The sequence below is a fragment of the Streptomyces sp. MMBL 11-1 genome (assembly GCF_028622875.1).
In the GTDB taxonomy this organism is placed as follows: Bacteria; Actinomycetota; Actinomycetes; order Streptomycetales; family Streptomycetaceae; genus Streptomyces.
Genome location: NZ_CP117709.1, coordinates 6,285,223 through 6,299,145, shown reverse-complemented (window position 1 = coordinate 6,299,145; position 13,923 = coordinate 6,285,223). Strand labels below are relative to the sequence as shown.

Below are 13,923 nucleotides of genomic sequence, written 5' to 3'. Positions count from 1 at the left end.
CAGCGTGTTTTCGCAGGTCAGCCGGATGACCAGGACGGCGGGGTAGGCGCACAGTGCACATCGTCATCATGGGCTGCGGGCGCGTCGGGGCCGCTCTCGCACAGACCCTGGAGCAGCAGGGGCACACCGTCGCGGTGATCGACCAGGACCCCACGGCGTTCCGTCGCCTCGGGTCCGGATTCGGCGGTCGCCGGGTCACCGGGGTCGGCTTCGACCAGGACACCCTCCGCGAGGCGGGGATCGAGGACGCCGGCGCGTTCGCCGCGGTCAGCAGCGGCGACAACTCGAACATCATCGCGGCCCGGGTGGCCCGCGAGATGTTCTCCATCGAGAACGTCGCGGCGCGGATCTACGACCCCCGGCGCGCCGAGGTCTACCAGCGCCTCGGCATCCCCACCGTGGCGACGGTCCGCTGGACGGCGGACCAGATGCTGCGGCGGCTGCTGCCTTCGGGCGCCGAGCCGCTGTGGCGCGATCCGAGCGGGGGTGTGCAGCTCGCCGAGGTGCACACGACGCCGTCCTGGATCGGCCACAAGATCAGCACGCTCCAGGAGGAGACGGGGGTCCGGGTCGCCTTCCTCACCCGGTTGGGCGAAGCCATACTGCCGACCTCGCAGACCGTCCTCCAGGAGGGCGACCTGGTCCACGTGATGATGCGTACGGACGAGATCGCCAAGGTCGAAGAGGCCTTCGCCCAGGGTCCCGAGGAGGACGGTCACTGATGCGTGTGTCGATTGCCGGGGCGGGCGCGGTGGGCCGTTCCATCGCCGCCGAGCTGCTGGAGAACGGGCACGAGGTGCTGCTGATCGACAAGGCGCCGACCGCCATCTCGGTGGAGCGGGTCCCGATGGCCGAGTGGCTGCTCGCGGACGCCTGTGAGATCACGTCGCTGGACGAGGCGGCGCTGCAGCGGTGCAACGTGGTGATCGCCGCGACCGGGGACGACAAGGTCAACCTGGTCGTCTCGCTGCTCGCCAAGACCGAGTACGGCGTGCCGCGCGTGGTGGCCCGGGTGAACAACCCGAAGAACGAGTGGCTGTTCAACGAGTCCTGGGGCGTGGATGTCGCCGTCTCGACGCCGCGTCTGATGTCGGCCCTGGTCGAGGAGGCGGTGAGCGTCGGCGATCTGGTCCGGCTGCTGCGCTTCAGCCACGGTGACGCCAACCTGGTGGAGCTGACGCTGCCGCCGGAGTCGGCGCTGGCCGGTACCCGGGTCGGGGACGTGGCCTGGCCCGAGGACACCTCGCTGGTGACGATCATCCGGGGTACGCGGGTGCTGACGCCGAGCCCCGAGGAATCCCTGGAGGCAGGTGACGAGCTGCTGTTCGTGGCCGCCCAGGCGCGTGAGGAGCAGCTGGAGGACCTGTTGTCGGTCCGCCACGATCCGTCGGAGGACTGACCGGCAGAGCATGGGGAAGGGGCCCGGAACCGCTGAGCGGTTCCGGGCCCCTTCCCCTGCTACGCCGGGTGTACGGGTCAGGCGTCCGGGTCGCGGAGCGCCGCGGCGGCCCGCGACTTGCGCTCCTTCTCGGCCTGTTCCTCGGCCTCCATCTCGGCGAAGACGTCGATGGGCGCCGGCGCCTTCGCGAGGAAGACCCAGGTCAGGTAGACCGCGAGCAGGAACGGCGGGATCTTCAGCGCGATGAGCACCCAGCCGAACTCGGTGGTGTCGGCCCACCAGTAGAGCGGGAAGAGGATCGCGCACTTGGCCAGCAGGATGAAGCCCCAGGCGTAACTGGCCTTGGTGTACGCCTTCTTCCGCCCCGGGTTACGGGTCCGCCAGGAGAGGTTCTCCTTGAAGACCGGGCCGAGGATCAGTCCGATCAGCGGCACCCCGGCCACCGCGGTGCCGATGTAGGCGACCGCGAGGCCCAGGGTGTAGAGCATGCCCGGCAGGTAGAAGTCCTTGGCGTTGCCCGTCATCTTCGCGAAGACGACGCCGAAGGCCACGCCGAAGACGCCGCTGAAGGCGTGCTTGACGGTGTCCCGGCGGATCAGCCGGACGGCGACGAGGGCCAGGGACACCGCCAGGGCCGAGATGGCCGAGAGGTTCAGGTTCTTGTTGATGGTGAAGATCGTGACGAAGAGCAGCCCGGGCAGGACTGTCTCCACCATGCCGCGCACACCGCCGAAGGCCTCGAAGAGAGCGGCCTCGGTGACGGCCTTCGTCTCGTCGTCCTGCTGGGCGGCGTGCCTCCCGCCGGCGTGCCGCGGGTCCGTGTGGGGCTGGTCCGTTTCGGACGTCGGCTTGTCGAGAGACGTCACCGGCTACTCCTTGCCGAGCGGTCGGAGTTCGTATGTGGGGTTGAACAGCACCCGGCGGCCGTGGCTCATGGCGACCCGCCCCGAGGCGATGATCCTGCGGCCGGGCTCGATGCCGACGATGGACCGACGGCCGAGCCAGACCACGTCCAGCGGCTCGGTGCCGTCGAAGAGCTCCGCCTCCAGGGCGGGCACTCCGGCCCGGGGACGGAGGGTGACGGTCCGCAACGTACCAGCCACCTTCACGATCTGCCGGTCGGAGCACTCGGAGATCCGGGTGCATCCGGTGGCCTGCGCGTCCTCCCGCAGCTCCTCGGACTCCAGGTCCTCCTGGGAACTGGAGAGCCGGTCGAGCATGCGGCGGAAGCGCCCGGAAGGTCTCGCCGCCTTCCCGGCCTTCCCGGCTTTCTCGGATCGGGGAACAGCACTCATACCCGAAGGGTACCGGTCCAGCGGGCCGTGCACGGAGGCCGCGGGCGACCACTCGAAAGGGTGGCCCGGCGCGGGTCAACCGCGCTCGAAGCGGTAGCCCATGCCCGGCTCGGTGACGAAGTGCCGGGGGTGCGAGGGGTCCGCCTCCAGCTTGCGGCGCAGCTGGGCCATGTAGACCCGCAGATAGTTGGTCTCGGTGCCGTAGGAGGGGCCCCAGACCTCCTGGAGGAGCTGCTTCTGGCTGACCAGGCGGCCGCCGTTGCGGACGAGGACCTCCAGCAGATGCCACTCGGTGGGGGTGAGGCGTACGTCGCGGCCGCCCCGGTGCACCTTCTTCGCCGCCAGGTCGACGGTGAAACCGGCCGTCTCGACGAGTGCGACGGCCTCGGCTCCGCCGTCCTGGCCGACCGGCTCCGCCCGGCGTACCGAGGCGCGCAGCCGGGCCAGCAGCTCGTCCATGCCGAACGGCTTGGTGACGTAGTCGTCCGCCCCCGCGTCCAGGGCCTCCACCTTCTCGTCGGAGGTGTGGCGCGCGGAGAGTACGAGGATGGGCACCCGGGTCCAGCCGCGCAGGCCCTTGATCACCTCGACCCCGTCCATGTCGGGCAGCCCGAGGTCGAGGAGGACGACGTCGGGGTGGCGGGCGGCGGCGAGCTGGAGGGCGGTCGCCCCGTCGGGCGCGGCGTCGACCTCGTACTGGCGCGCCTTCAGGTTGATCACGAGGGCGCGGACGATCTGCGGCTCGTCGTCGACCACAAGCACCCTGGTCATCGCGGACCTGCCTTTCTGCTGCACGGGGAGGTGGGAAGAACTCTGCTGTACGGGGAGGAGGGAAGAACTCCGCTGCGCGGGGAGGAGGGCGGAAGCGCGCGGGGGCGGGCGGCGTACGCCCGGGGGCCGCCCGAGCCGCGAGGGCGCGTCGTGAGGCCGCCCGGGCCCCGGGAGCGCGTCACGAGGCGCCCCGGGCCACCAGGGCGCGTCACGCGGCCGCCCGGCCCGCGGAAGCGCGTCATGAGGTCGCCCGGGCCGGCAGCTCGGCGTCGGCCCGGACGCCGCCCGGCGCCGCGGTGAGGGTCAGGACCATCGTCAGCCCGCCCCCCGGGGTGTCCTCGGCGTCGAGGGTGCCGCCCATGGCCTCGGCGAAACCCCGGGAGACGGCGAGGCCGAGACCCACTCCGGCGCCGCGCGGGGCGTCCCCGTACCGCTGGAAGGGCTCGAAGATGCGTTCCTTGGCCTCGTCGGGGACGCCCCGGCCGCGGTCCACGACCCGCAGCTCGACCCGGCCGCCCAGAGCGCTGGCGGCCACGGCGACGGGCTCCTGGCCGGGGTGGTACTTGACGGCGTTCTCCACGATGTTGGCGACGACCCGCTCCAGGAGTCCCGGGTCGACGGCGACCATCGGCAGCGTCTCGGGGATGTCGAGGTCGACGCTCCCCTCCGGGACGCCGCCGAGCGCCATCGGGACCACCTCGTCGAGGTCGATCTCACGGATCAGCGGGGTCACGGTGCCGGTCTGGAGGCGGGACATGTCCAGCAGGTTGCCGACGAGGTGGTCCAACCGGTCGGCGCCGTCCTCGATGCCTTCCAGGAGCTCCGCCTCGTCCTCCTCGGACCAGGCCACGTCGTCGGAGCGCAGCGAGCTGACGGCGGCCTTGATGGAGGCCAGCGGGGTACGCAGATCGTGGCTGACGGCGGCGAGCAGCGCGGTCCTGATCCGGTTGCCCTCGGCGAGCCTGCGGGCCTGCTCGGCCTCCCCGACCAGGCGCTGGCGGTCCAGGACGACGGCGGCCTGGGCGGCGAAGGCGCCGAGCACCCGGCGGTCCTCGGCGGGCAGCACCCGGCCGGACAGCGCGAGGGCCATGTTGTCGCCGACGGGCATGTCCACGTCGGCGTCGTCGGGGCGGGCGGCCGGGGCCGGCCCGACGGATCCGGCGCAGGTCCAGGGTTCGATGTCGCTGTCGCGTTCCAGCAGGGCGACGGACTCCATGGCGAAGGTCTCGCGGACCCGTTCCAGCAGTGCGTCCAGGGCGGTCTCGCCGCGCAGCACGCTGCCCGCGAGGAAGGAGAGGATCTCCGATTCGGCGCGCAGCCGGGCGGCCTGGTGGGTGCGCCGGGCGGCGAGGTCGACCACGGAGGAGACCGCCACCGCCACCGCGAAGAAGATCGCGATGGCGACGAGGTTCTCCGGGTCCTGGACGGTCAGGGTGTGGGTGGGCGGGGTGAACCAGTAGTTCAGCACCATGCAGCCGACGGCCGCCGAGGCGAGCGCGGGCCGCACTCCGCCGAGCAGGGCGGCCGCCACCGTCAGGAAGAGGAAGAGCAGGACGTCGTTGGCCAGGCCGGGGGCGTCCTCCATGGAGCGCAGCACCACCGCGAGCAGGACGGGGCCGAGGACGCCGACGAGCCAGCCCCAGATGATCCGGGCGCGGCCGAGCCGGGCGCCGCGGGCCATGGGCAGGCCGCGGCCCTTGGCGACCTCCTCGTGGGTCACGATGTGGACGTCGAGGTCGGGGCCCGACTCGCGGGCGACGGTCGCGCCGACCCCGGGCCCGTAGATGTACTGCCAGGTCTTGCGACGGCTGGAGCCCAGCACGATCTGGGTGGAGTTGACGCCACGGGCGAACTCCAGCAGGGCGGCCGGTATGTCGTCGCCGATGACGTGGTGGAAGCTGCCTCCGAGGTCCTCGACCAGGGTGCGCTGTACGGCCAGTTCCTTCGGGGACGCGGAGGTCAGGCCGTCGCTGCGGGCGATGTAGACGGCGAGGATCTCGCTGCCGGAGCCCTTGGCCGCCATCCGGGACGCGCGGCGGATGAGGGTGCGGCCCTCGGGCCCGCCGGTCAGTCCGACGACGATGCGTTCGCGGGCCTGCCAGGTGGTGCGGATGTTGTGCTCGCCCCGGTACTGCTGGAGGTACTCGTCGACCCGGTCGGCGACCCAGAGCAGGGCCAGCTCGCGCAGGGCGGTGAGGTTCCCGGGGCGGAAGTAGTTCGAGAGGGCCGCGTCCATCTTGTCGGGCTGGTAGATGTTGCCGTGCGCCATCCGGCGGCGCAGCGCCTGGGGCGACATGTCGACCAGCTCGATCTGATCGGCCCGGCGCACCACCTCGTCGGGCACCGTCTCCCGCTGCCGGACACCGGTGATCGACTCGACGACGTCGCCCAGGGACTCCAGGTGCTGGATGTTGACCGTGGATATGACGTCGATCCCGGCCCTGAGAAGCTCCTCGACGTCCTGCCAGCGCTTGGCGTTGCGGGAGCCGGGGACGTTGGTGTGGGCCAGCTCGTCCACCAGGGCCACCGCCGGGGCGCGCTCCAGGACCGCGTCCACGTTCATCTCGGTGAAGACGGCGCCCCGGTACTCCAGCGCCCGGCGCGGCAGGAGCTCCAGTCCGTGCAGCATGACCTCGGTCCGCGGCCGGTCGTGGTGCTCCACGAAGGCCACCACGCAGTCGGTTCCGCGTTCGACCCTGCGATGCGCCTCGGAGAGCATCGCGTACGTCTTGCCGACGCCCGGTGCCGCGCCCAGGTAGATCCGGAGTGTGCCGCGTCCCATGGCCCCATTGTCTTCTTCCGTCCGGCCCTGTCGTGTGGAGGGCCGGTGGCGCCCGGTGCGGCTGCCGTCCTCGACGCTACTCCGCCGGGGACCGTGGTTCGGTCCCGGGAGTGCAGGTGGGGGGCGTATTGACGGAACTCTGATGCGCGCCGGGGCGGGCGCGGGGGTGCTCCGGGAACGTCAGCCGTGTTCGACGATGTGGCCGTCGCTCAGCTCCAGGACCCGGTCGGCGAGGCCCAGCAGCTGGGGGTCGTGGGTGGCGACGAGGGCGGTGACGTTCTCGCTGCGGACGACCGCGCGGAGCAGTTCCATCACGGCGAGGCCGGTCTCGGCGTCGAGCTGCCCGGTGGGCTCGTCGGCGATCAGGAGGGCGGGCCGGTTGGCGAGGGCGCGGGCGATGGCGACGCGCTGCTGCTGGCCGCCGGAGAGCTCGCCGGGGCGCTGCTCGGCGTGGTCGGCGAGGCCGACGAGGGAGAGCAGCAGGGCGACCCGCTCGTCGCGCTCGGCAGGGTCGGCCCTGCGCAGCCGCAGAGGTACGCCGACGTTCTCGGCGGCGGTCAGGATCGGGATGAGCCCGAAGGACTGGAAGATGAAGCCGACCCGGTCCCTGCGCAGCTCCAGGAGCCCCTTCTCGCCGAGCCCCGCCAGCTCGGTGCCGTCGACGGTGATCCGGCCGCCGTCCGGGGTGTCCAGGCCGCCGACCAGGTTGAGCAAAGTGGTCTTGCCGGAGCCGGAGCGGCCCTTGAGCGCGACCAGCTCACCGCGCGGGATCTCGAACGACACCCCGCGCAGGGCGTGCACGGCCGCCGCTCCGCTCCCGTACGAGCGGTGCAGGTCCTCGACCGTGACCATGGCCGTACGGGCCGGGTCCTCGGCGAGGGCCGTACCGGACTGCCCGCTGGTGCTCTCGGTCATGCTGCTCCCCCGTCATCACGTGGCCTGCGCCGTCGCCCGCCAGTATGTGCGTCCGGCACACGACCGGGCAATGGCCGGTGGGCCGCACCCGCGGAAAGGGGTGCGGCCCACCGGCCTGTACCGCGACTACCGCGAAGTCCCGCCGCGTACCGCTAGCGGACCTCGGTGATCTCGGGACCGCGCTGGAGCTGGCCCATGCCGCCGGAGAACTTCGAGCCCTCCTGCTCCTCCTGCTGCACGCCCTCGGGAACCATCTGGGCGTCGTTGGGGAGCTTGAGGACGATCGGGTCGCGGGGGGCCATCGGGCCGTCGCCGCGGACGACCACGGTGTCCCGGAAGACCGTCTCCAGCAGACCGGCGGCCTCCGGCTGGACGGCGCCCTGGCCGGAGATCACTCCGCGCAGGAACCAGCGCGGCCCGTCGACGCCGACGAAGCGCACGAGCTGCACACCGCCCGTGCCGTCCGGGAGCTGTACGGGGACCTGCGCGCGCAGCTCCCAGCCCAGCGGGCCCTCGACCTCGTCGATGATGCCGCCCTGCTGGGTGATGCCCGAGGCGATCTCGTCGCGGACCTCGCCCCAGATGCCCTCTTTCTTGGGGGCGGCGAAGGCCTGCAGCTGGACCGCGCTGTCGCGCAGCACCACGGTGGCGGCGACGATCGCGTCCCCGGCCACCTCGACGCGCAGTTCCATGCCCTCGACGCCGGGGACGAAGATGCCGCCCAGATCGACCCGGCCCTCGCCCGGCTGGGTGACCTCGGTGCTGTCCCAGGGGCCGTCCGGCCTGGGGGCGGGCGGGAGATTCATCCGACGGGTGCCCTTGGCGGCGTCGCCGCCCTCGGGCTCGTCGGCGACCTGCTCGGCCTCGCGCACCTCGTCCGCCGCGTCCTCGGCGGAACCACTCTTCTTGCGACGTCCGAACACGTCACTGTCCTTCCCGGTCGGATACGACCGAAGCGTAGCTGTTCCCACCGTGGGTGATCTGGCCCTCGGCGCCGTCCGCCGACGCGTGGCCGCCGGTGGACCCGAAGCCCCCTTCGGCCCGCGCCGAGCCGGGAAGTTCCGCCACCTCGTGGAAGCGCACCTTCTCGACCTGCTGGACAACCAGTTGGGCAATCCGGTCGAACCGTTCGAATCGCACGCTCTCGCGTGGATCGAGGTTGACCACGATCACCTTGATCTCCCCACGGTACCCGGCATCCACGGTCCCTGGGGCATTCACGAGGGCCACTCCGCAGCGGGCCGCGAGGCCGGAGCGCGGGTGGACGAACGCGGCGTACCCGTCGGGCAGGGCGATGGAGACCCCGGTGGGGAGCACCGCGCGCTCGCCGGGCGCGAGTTCGGCGGCCTCGGTGGTCACCAGGTCGGCCCCGGCGTCGCCCGGGTGTCCGTACGCCGGAATCGGCACGTCCGGGTCGAGGAGGCGGATCAGTACGTCGACGGGGCCGCGCGTCACGGGTTCACCTCGAAGGCGCGGGCGCGCCTGACCTGGTCCGGGTCGGACATGGCCGCCTGGATCTCGGCGGGCCTGCCGTTGTCGATGAAGTGGTCGACCTTGACCTCGATGAAGAGGGCGTCGGCCCGGACCGCGACGGGCCCGTCGGGGCCGCCGATCCGGCCGGTGGCGGTGGAGTAGATCTTCCGGCCGTGCACGGCGGTGATCCGGGCGTCGAGGTGCAGCACGGTGTCCACGGGGACGGGGCTGACGAAGTCGGTCTCCAGCCGTCCGGTCACCGCGATCGTGCGCAGCAGCCAGTTCAGCGAGCCGAGCGTCTCGTCCAGCGCCGTGGCGAGCACGCCGCCATGGGCGAGGCCTGGGGCGCCCTGGTGGGCGGGCTGCACGGTGAACTCCGCGGTGACGCTCACGCCTTCGCCGGCCCGCGCCATCAGGTGCAGTCCGTGCGGTTGTCCCCCGCCACAGCCGAAACAGTGTTCGTAGTGCGCTCCGAGGAGTTCGCCGGGCGCGGGCGCGTCGGGGTGCCGGACCGGCGCGACGGCGTCGGCCGGGGGTGTCAGAGCTGCTGATGTTCCACTCACAGGCGCAGACCTTACCCGCGCGGCAGTCCGCCGGTCGCGCCGTGCCAAGCTTGGTTCCATGCAGCCTTCCGCACCGGCCTTCGACGAACGTCTCACCGCGCCCCGCTCCTGGTGGTTCATCGCCTTCGGGGTCGGTATCGCCTGCGCTCTGATGCTTCTGCCGCTGGGCACCCTGCCGCTGCTCGCCGGTCTGGCCGGCGGCACGGTCGCCGCCGCGCTCCTGGTGAGCAGCTACGGCTCCGCCCGGATCAGGGTCGTGGCGGGGGCGCTGGTCGCCGGCGACGCCCGGATCCCGCTGTCGGCGCTCGGCGAGCCCGAGGTGCTGGACGCCGAGGAGGCGCGGGCCTGGCGCACGCACAAGGCCGACGCCCGTGCGTTCATGCTGCTGCGCGGCTATGTGGAGACGGCGGTGCGGGTGGAGGTCACGGATCCGGACGACCCGACTCCGTACGTCTACCTCTCCACGCGGGACCCGCGGGGCCTGGCGGCGGCGCTGAGCACCGTCCCGGCCGCCTGAGCGGGCGTCGAGGGGGTGGGGTTCCGGACCCGGTGCGGGTTCAGGGGCCCTTCGCCGCTCAGGGGCCCTCGATCTCCTTGGGCTCCCTGGGCAGCTCGGCCGGGTTCGAGGGCTGCTCCAGCGGAGGCAGCGCGGGCAGCCGGTCCCAGGGGATCCGGTCCTTGCGCAGGTCGTTCCTGACCCGGTCGGCGAGCTTGCGGGTGTCACGGCGGTTCATCGTGGCGCCTACGGCGGCGCCGATCATGAACGGGATCAGGTTGGGCAGATTGCGCGCCATGCGCTTCGTGATCTGCTGGCGCAGCTCGCGCTTCATCTGGCCGCCCAGCGCGGTGTTGAGCGTGGTGGGTCGGATGAGGTCGATGCCGCGCTCCTCCGTCCACGACGTCAGATACGCGGTGCTGCGCTGACCGAGATTGCCCGGGGGTCGGCGGCCGTAGACCTCGTGGAGCTCGGCGACGAGCTTCATCTCGATCGCGGCGACGCCGGTCACCTCCGCCGCGAGCTCGGCGATCATGGCGGGCGGAACGGGCATCATGGCGGCGGCGCCGATGCCTGCGCCGACGGTCGCGGTGGCCCGGCAGGCTCCCGTGACCAGCTTGTCGGCCAGCTCCTCGGGCTCCAGCCCGGGGAACTGCTTCCGCAGGGTGGCGAGGTCGCGCACCGGCACGCGCGGGGCCGTGTCGATGATGCGGTCGGCCAGCTGTGCGGCCAGTGCCTTCGTGCCCTCCCGGCCCTTGCGTACACCCCGTTTCACCGCGTGCAGGCGGCCCCCGGTCGTGGGATCCGCCCAGTCCTGCTCCCGGGGCCGGTCCGGCGACGCTGCCGCCCCGGCCACCTCGAGCGAGGCCGAACGGCCTCGCTCGTCGTCGAAACCGCCGGAGTGATCCGGCGGGGCGGCGGACCGCTCGGCAGACGCGTTACCGCCTTCTGCCGGGCCTGTGCCGCCTGTACCGTCCTGGTTCGTCTCCGGTCCGTGCCGGCGCCAGGGGCGCCGCTTCCGGAACGGTGTCTCGCCTGCCACGGCCGACTCGACCTCAGTCGCAGTCGCGGCAGATGGGCTGACCGTTCTTCTCGCGGGCCAGCTGGCTGCGGTGGTGCACCAGGAAGCAGCTCATGCAGGTGAACTCATCGGCCTGCTTGGGCAGCACCCGGACGGCCAGCTCCTCGTTGGAGAGGTCCGCGCCGGGCAGCTCGAGTCCCTCGGCCGCGTCGAACTCGTCGACGTCGACGGCGGATGCCGTCTTGTCGCTCCGACGCGCCTTGAGCTCTTCGAGGCTGTCCTGGTCCACGTCGTCGTCGGTCTTGCGTGGGGTGTCGTAATCCGTTGCCATGTCGCTCTCCCCCTCTTGGGTGTCTACGGGTGTCTCAGCGCACGTAACGCGTGAGAGGCCGGACTTGTGCCCGACCTGAGGCGGAGATTTTGCCTCACATCAAGGTCTGTTACTCAATCGACACCCAACCGGGCACCTCGGCGAGGCTCGGCTTGGGTGGCGATGGGGACCGTACACGGTCCCGACTGCGCAGTTCACAGGTGCCACCCCGTGTACTTCCCGTGATAACGATCCCCGAAAACCCGGACGATTACCGGCTTTCCGGCAGAGTCGCGATCACGGAGAGTAGATGGTCGGAAAATCGGCCCTGTGATCGATCACACATGACCCGCCCGGGAACGGGTCCTGAAAATTCCGCCCAAAGCGAACATGGAGATTTGGTGCAGAGTCATATCGCGCAGCCTCTCAGACCGGCAGGGTGACGCGCATCACGAGACCGCCACCCTCGCGGGGCTCCGCGATGATACGGCCCCCGTGGGCCCGCGCGACGGACCGGGCGATCGACAGGCCGAGCCCGACCCCCTTGTCGCTGCCCGTGCGCTCCGTACGCAGCCGTCTGAAGGGCTCGAAGAGGTTGTCGATCTCGTAGGCCGGGACCACCGGGCCGGTGTTCGAGACGACGAGCAGGGCCTGCCCGTCGCGCACCTCGGTGGTGACCTCCACCCAGCCGTCCTCGGGCACGTTGTAGCGCACGGCGTTCTGCACGAGGTTCAGGGCGATCCGCTCCAGCAGGACGCCGTTGCCCTGGACCACCGCCGTGGCCCGCTCGCCGCGGATCTCGGCCTTCTTCTCCACCGCCTCCGCCCGGGCCTGGTCGATGGCGCGTTCGGCGACCTCGGCGAGGTCGACCGGCTTGCGCTCGACGATCTGGTTGTCGCTGCGGGCCAGCAGCAGCAGGCCCTCGACGAGCTGCTCACTGCGTTCGTTGGTGGCCAGGAGGGTCTTGCCGAGCTGCTGGAGCTCCGGCGGGGCCTCCGGGTCGGAGAGATGGACCTCCAGCAGCGTGCGGTTGATCGCCAGCGGGGTGCGCAGCTCGTGCGAGGCGTTGCCGACGAACCGCTGCTGCGCGGTGAAGGCCCGCTCCAGCCGGTCCAGCATGTCGTCGAAGGTGTCCGCCAGCTCCTTCAGCTCGTCGTCCGGGCCGTCCAGCTCGATCCGCCGGGTGAGGTCCGTCCCGGCCACCCGGCGCGCGGTCCGGGTGATCCGGCCGAGCGGGGACAGCACGCGTCCGGCCATGGCGTAGCCGAAGGCGAAGGCGATCACGCTGAGGCCGACCAGGGCGAGGAGCGAGCGGTTGAGCAGGGTGTCCAGCGCGTGCTTGCGCTGTGACTCGTTGCACGCCTTGAGCGCGGCGTTCGCCTCGTCCGCCGAGAGGCCCGGCGTGAGAGCGGGGCAGACGTTGTTGATGAGCTGGATCTTGCTGTCGGGCAGCAGCTTGAACGGCAGGTCCGTGCCCACGTGCAGAGCCTGCGCCGCCAGCATGTAGATGATCGACAGCAGCACGATGCCCGCGATCAGGAACATCCCGCCGTACAGCAGCGTGAGCCGTATCCGGATGGTCGGACGCAGCCAGGGGTACGGGGGCTCCTGCTGCTTGGGCTCCCAGGTGGGCTTCGGAGGCGCCACGGGGGGCCCCGGGGTGGTGGCCATGGTCCTCAGATCCGGTATCCGGAGCCCGGCACGGTGACGATGACGGGCGGTTCGCCGAGCTTGCGGCGGAGTGTCATGACCGTGACGCGCACCACGTTGGTGAAGGGGTCGGTGTTCTCGTCCCAGGCCTTCTCCAGCAACTGTTCCGCCGAGACGACCGCGCCCTCGCTGCGCATGAGGACCTCCAGCACCGCGAACTCCTTCGGGGCGAGCTGGATCTCCACCTCGTCACGGAAGACCTCGCGGCGGTTCGGGTCGAGCTTGATGCCGGCGCGTTCCAGGACGGGCGGCAGAGCCACCGTCGTACGGCGGCCCAGCGCGCGCACCCGGGCGGTCAGCTCGCTGAACGCGAAGGGCTTGGGCAGATAGTCGTCCGCACCCAGCTCCAGGCCCTCGACCCGGTCGCTGACGTCGCCCGACGCGGTGAGCATGAGCACCCTGGTGGGCATGCCGAGTTCGACGATCCGGCGGCAGACGTCGTCCCCGTGCACCACCGGGAGGTCCCGGTCCAGCACGACGACGTCGTAGTCGTTGACCCCGATGCGCTCCAGGGCCGCGGCACCGTCGTAGACGACGTCGACGGCCATGGCCTCCCGGCGCAGTCCGGTGGCCACCGCATCGGCGAGCAGCTGCTCGTCCTCGACGACGAGTACGCGCACGGCGCAGTCCTTCCTTCGGTCCTTCGATGGGTTCACAGAGCCGGCGGCCCCCGCGGGGCCCGCCCGGACACGGGCAGCGATGGCCGACTGTGCGCCTCCATCCTGCCCGCAACACGCATAAACCGGCGGTAAGGCGGCGGTGGGCCGGGCCTCCCGGCGGCGGCCCGCCGGGAAGGCGGCGGATTTCCGGGCCAGTTGAGGTTTCTCTGAGCCATGGCGCGGGGAAGAGGGGTTCACACCCGCGATCACGCCTGTCACGTGGCATGCCACAACCCACTCCATTTCCCCGGAGCGGCGGCGCGATCACCCGCTCCTCCGGCCCCCGGCCGGGGGGATCCTGGGCACACCCCCGTGCCACCGACCCACGATGAGGGGGCGCATCATGGACGCTTTCACCGCAGGTCTGCTGCAACGCATCAAGACGACCGAGACCGTCCTCACGCGGGCGCGCGAGGACGGCGACGACTTCCTCGCGGACGTCGAGCAGGGCGAGCTGGACGATCTGCGCCGTCTCGCCGCCGAGCACGGCGTGGAGATCGGCGCCACCAGCGTCTGAGCCGTACGCCAC

General features: G+C 71.6%; 16 protein-coding genes. 4 read left to right on the top strand and 12 right to left on the bottom strand.

Annotated features, from left to right (window positions below; genetic code table 11):
* Positions 1 to 53: 53 nt before the first annotated feature.
* Positions 54 to 722 (top strand): potassium channel family protein, encoded by a 669-nt coding sequence (locus PSQ21_RS28105; protein ID WP_164614791.1) that lies wholly within the window; start codon positions 54 to 56, stop codon positions 720 to 722.
* Complete coding sequence (locus PSQ21_RS28100) at positions 722 to 1,399, top strand: potassium channel family protein (RefSeq protein ID WP_097866186.1); 678 nt, start codon at positions 722 to 724, stop codon at positions 1,397 to 1,399. Before PSQ21_RS28105 ends, PSQ21_RS28100 begins: the two co-directional genes overlap by 1 nt.
* A 77-nt stretch (positions 1,400 to 1,476) precedes the next feature.
* Here the strand turns inward: PSQ21_RS28100 and PSQ21_RS28095 are convergent, their stop codons facing one another.
* The 8 genes from PSQ21_RS28095 to PSQ21_RS28060 all read right to left on the bottom strand — a co-directional run bounded on the left by PSQ21_RS28095 (position 1,477) and on the right by PSQ21_RS28060 (position 9,198).
* Positions 1,477 to 2,265 (bottom strand): DUF3159 domain-containing protein, encoded by a 789-nt coding sequence (locus PSQ21_RS28095; RefSeq protein WP_274034066.1) that lies wholly within the window; start codon positions 2,263 to 2,265, stop codon positions 1,477 to 1,479.
* A gap of 3 nt (positions 2,266 to 2,268) precedes the next feature.
* Positions 2,269 to 2,694: an OB-fold nucleic acid binding domain-containing protein gene (locus PSQ21_RS28090; protein WP_170757205.1), complete on the bottom strand. Its 426-nt coding sequence runs from the start codon at positions 2,692 to 2,694 to the stop codon at positions 2,269 to 2,271.
* 75 nt (positions 2,695 to 2,769) lie between these two features.
* Positions 2,770 to 3,465, bottom strand: a complete 696-nt coding sequence (locus PSQ21_RS28085) for a response regulator (RefSeq protein WP_097866189.1) — start codon at positions 3,463 to 3,465, stop codon at positions 2,770 to 2,772.
* Positions 3,466 to 3,703: 238 nt separating this feature from the next.
* A complete protein-coding gene (locus tag PSQ21_RS28080) occupies positions 3,704 to 6,247 on the bottom strand; it encodes a sensor histidine kinase (RefSeq protein WP_274034063.1) in 2,544 nt (847 codons plus the stop codon).
* A gap of 180 nt (positions 6,248 to 6,427) precedes the next feature.
* Complete coding sequence (locus PSQ21_RS28075) at positions 6,428 to 7,162, bottom strand: ABC transporter ATP-binding protein (protein ID WP_274034061.1); 735 nt, start codon at positions 7,160 to 7,162, stop codon at positions 6,428 to 6,430.
* Positions 7,163 to 7,314: 152 nt separating this feature from the next.
* A complete protein-coding gene (locus PSQ21_RS28070; RefSeq protein ID WP_274034059.1) occupies positions 7,315 to 8,085 on the bottom strand; it encodes a DUF3710 domain-containing protein in 771 nt (256 codons plus the stop codon).
* A gap of 1 nt (position 8,086) precedes the next feature.
* Entirely contained in the window at positions 8,087 to 8,617 is a 531-nt protein-coding gene (gene dut, locus PSQ21_RS28065; protein ID WP_274034058.1) for a dUTP diphosphatase, read from the bottom strand.
* On the bottom strand, positions 8,614 to 9,198 hold the full coding sequence (locus PSQ21_RS28060) for a PaaI family thioesterase (protein ID WP_274034056.1): 585 nt from the start codon (positions 9,196 to 9,198) through the stop codon (positions 8,614 to 8,616). The genes dut and PSQ21_RS28060 overlap by 4 nt, the downstream gene beginning before the upstream one ends.
* Positions 9,199 to 9,256: 58 nt before the next feature.
* Here PSQ21_RS28060 and PSQ21_RS28055 point away from each other — a divergent pair, with 58 nt between their 5' ends.
* The gene (locus PSQ21_RS28055) at positions 9,257 to 9,715 is read left to right on the top strand and encodes a DUF3093 domain-containing protein (RefSeq protein ID WP_274034054.1); all 459 of its coding nucleotides are present in this window, start codon (positions 9,257 to 9,259) and stop codon (positions 9,713 to 9,715) included.
* A gap of 58 nt (positions 9,716 to 9,773) precedes the next feature.
* Here the strand turns inward: PSQ21_RS28055 and PSQ21_RS28050 are convergent, their stop codons facing one another.
* The 4 genes from PSQ21_RS28050 to PSQ21_RS28035 all read right to left on the bottom strand — a co-directional run bounded on the left by PSQ21_RS28050 (position 9,774) and on the right by PSQ21_RS28035 (position 13,355).
* On the bottom strand, positions 9,774 to 10,736 hold the full coding sequence (locus PSQ21_RS28050) for a hypothetical protein (RefSeq protein WP_274034052.1): 963 nt from the start codon (positions 10,734 to 10,736) through the stop codon (positions 9,774 to 9,776).
* Between the two features lie 13 nt (positions 10,737 to 10,749).
* Complete coding sequence (locus tag PSQ21_RS28045; RefSeq protein WP_003965732.1) at positions 10,750 to 11,046, bottom strand: DUF4193 domain-containing protein; 297 nt, start codon at positions 11,044 to 11,046, stop codon at positions 10,750 to 10,752.
* A 405-nt stretch (positions 11,047 to 11,451) separates the two neighbouring features.
* Positions 11,452 to 12,696 carry a sensor histidine kinase gene (locus PSQ21_RS28040; RefSeq protein ID WP_274034044.1) on the bottom strand — a complete coding sequence of 415 codons (1,245 nt, stop codon included), beginning with the start codon at positions 12,694 to 12,696 and terminating at the stop codon, positions 11,452 to 11,454.
* A 5-nt stretch (positions 12,697 to 12,701) separates the two neighbouring features.
* Positions 12,702 to 13,355, bottom strand: a complete 654-nt coding sequence (locus PSQ21_RS28035) for a response regulator transcription factor (protein ID WP_003965735.1) — start codon at positions 13,353 to 13,355, stop codon at positions 12,702 to 12,704.
* 382 nt (positions 13,356 to 13,737) lie between these two features.
* Here PSQ21_RS28035 and PSQ21_RS28030 point away from each other — a divergent pair, with 382 nt between their 5' ends.
* Positions 13,738 to 13,911: a hypothetical protein gene (locus PSQ21_RS28030; protein ID WP_018957059.1), complete on the top strand. Its 174-nt coding sequence runs from the start codon at positions 13,738 to 13,740 to the stop codon at positions 13,909 to 13,911.
* Positions 13,912 to 13,923 lie beyond the last annotated feature (12 nt).

Excerpts from the sequence above, each read along its gene's own strand:
- PSQ21_RS28100 (WP_097866186.1), top strand. The coding sequence starts at position 722 with ATGCGTGTGTCGATTGCCGGGGCGGGCGCGGTGGGCCGTTCCATCGCC.
- PSQ21_RS28090 (WP_170757205.1), bottom strand. The coding sequence starts at position 2,694 with ATGAGTGCTGTTCCCCGATCCGAGAAAGCCGGGAAGGCCGGGAAGGCG.
- PSQ21_RS28085 (WP_097866189.1), bottom strand. The coding sequence starts at position 3,465 with ATGACCAGGGTGCTTGTGGTCGACGACGAGCCGCAGATCGTCCGCGCC.
- PSQ21_RS28080 (WP_274034063.1), bottom strand. The coding sequence starts at position 6,247 with ATGGGACGCGGCACACTCCGGATCTACCTGGGCGCGGCACCGGGCGTC.
- PSQ21_RS28075 (WP_274034061.1), bottom strand. The coding sequence starts at position 7,162 with ATGACCGAGAGCACCAGCGGGCAGTCCGGTACGGCCCTCGCCGAGGAC.
- PSQ21_RS28055 (WP_274034054.1), top strand. The coding sequence starts at position 9,257 with ATGCAGCCTTCCGCACCGGCCTTCGACGAACGTCTCACCGCGCCCCGC.
- PSQ21_RS28045 (WP_003965732.1), bottom strand. The coding sequence starts at position 11,046 with ATGGCAACGGATTACGACACCCCACGCAAGACCGACGACGACGTGGAC.
- PSQ21_RS28040 (WP_274034044.1), bottom strand. The coding sequence starts at position 12,696 with ATGGCCACCACCCCGGGGCCCCCCGTGGCGCCTCCGAAGCCCACCTGG.
- PSQ21_RS28030 (WP_018957059.1), top strand. The coding sequence starts at position 13,738 with ATGGACGCTTTCACCGCAGGTCTGCTGCAACGCATCAAGACGACCGAG.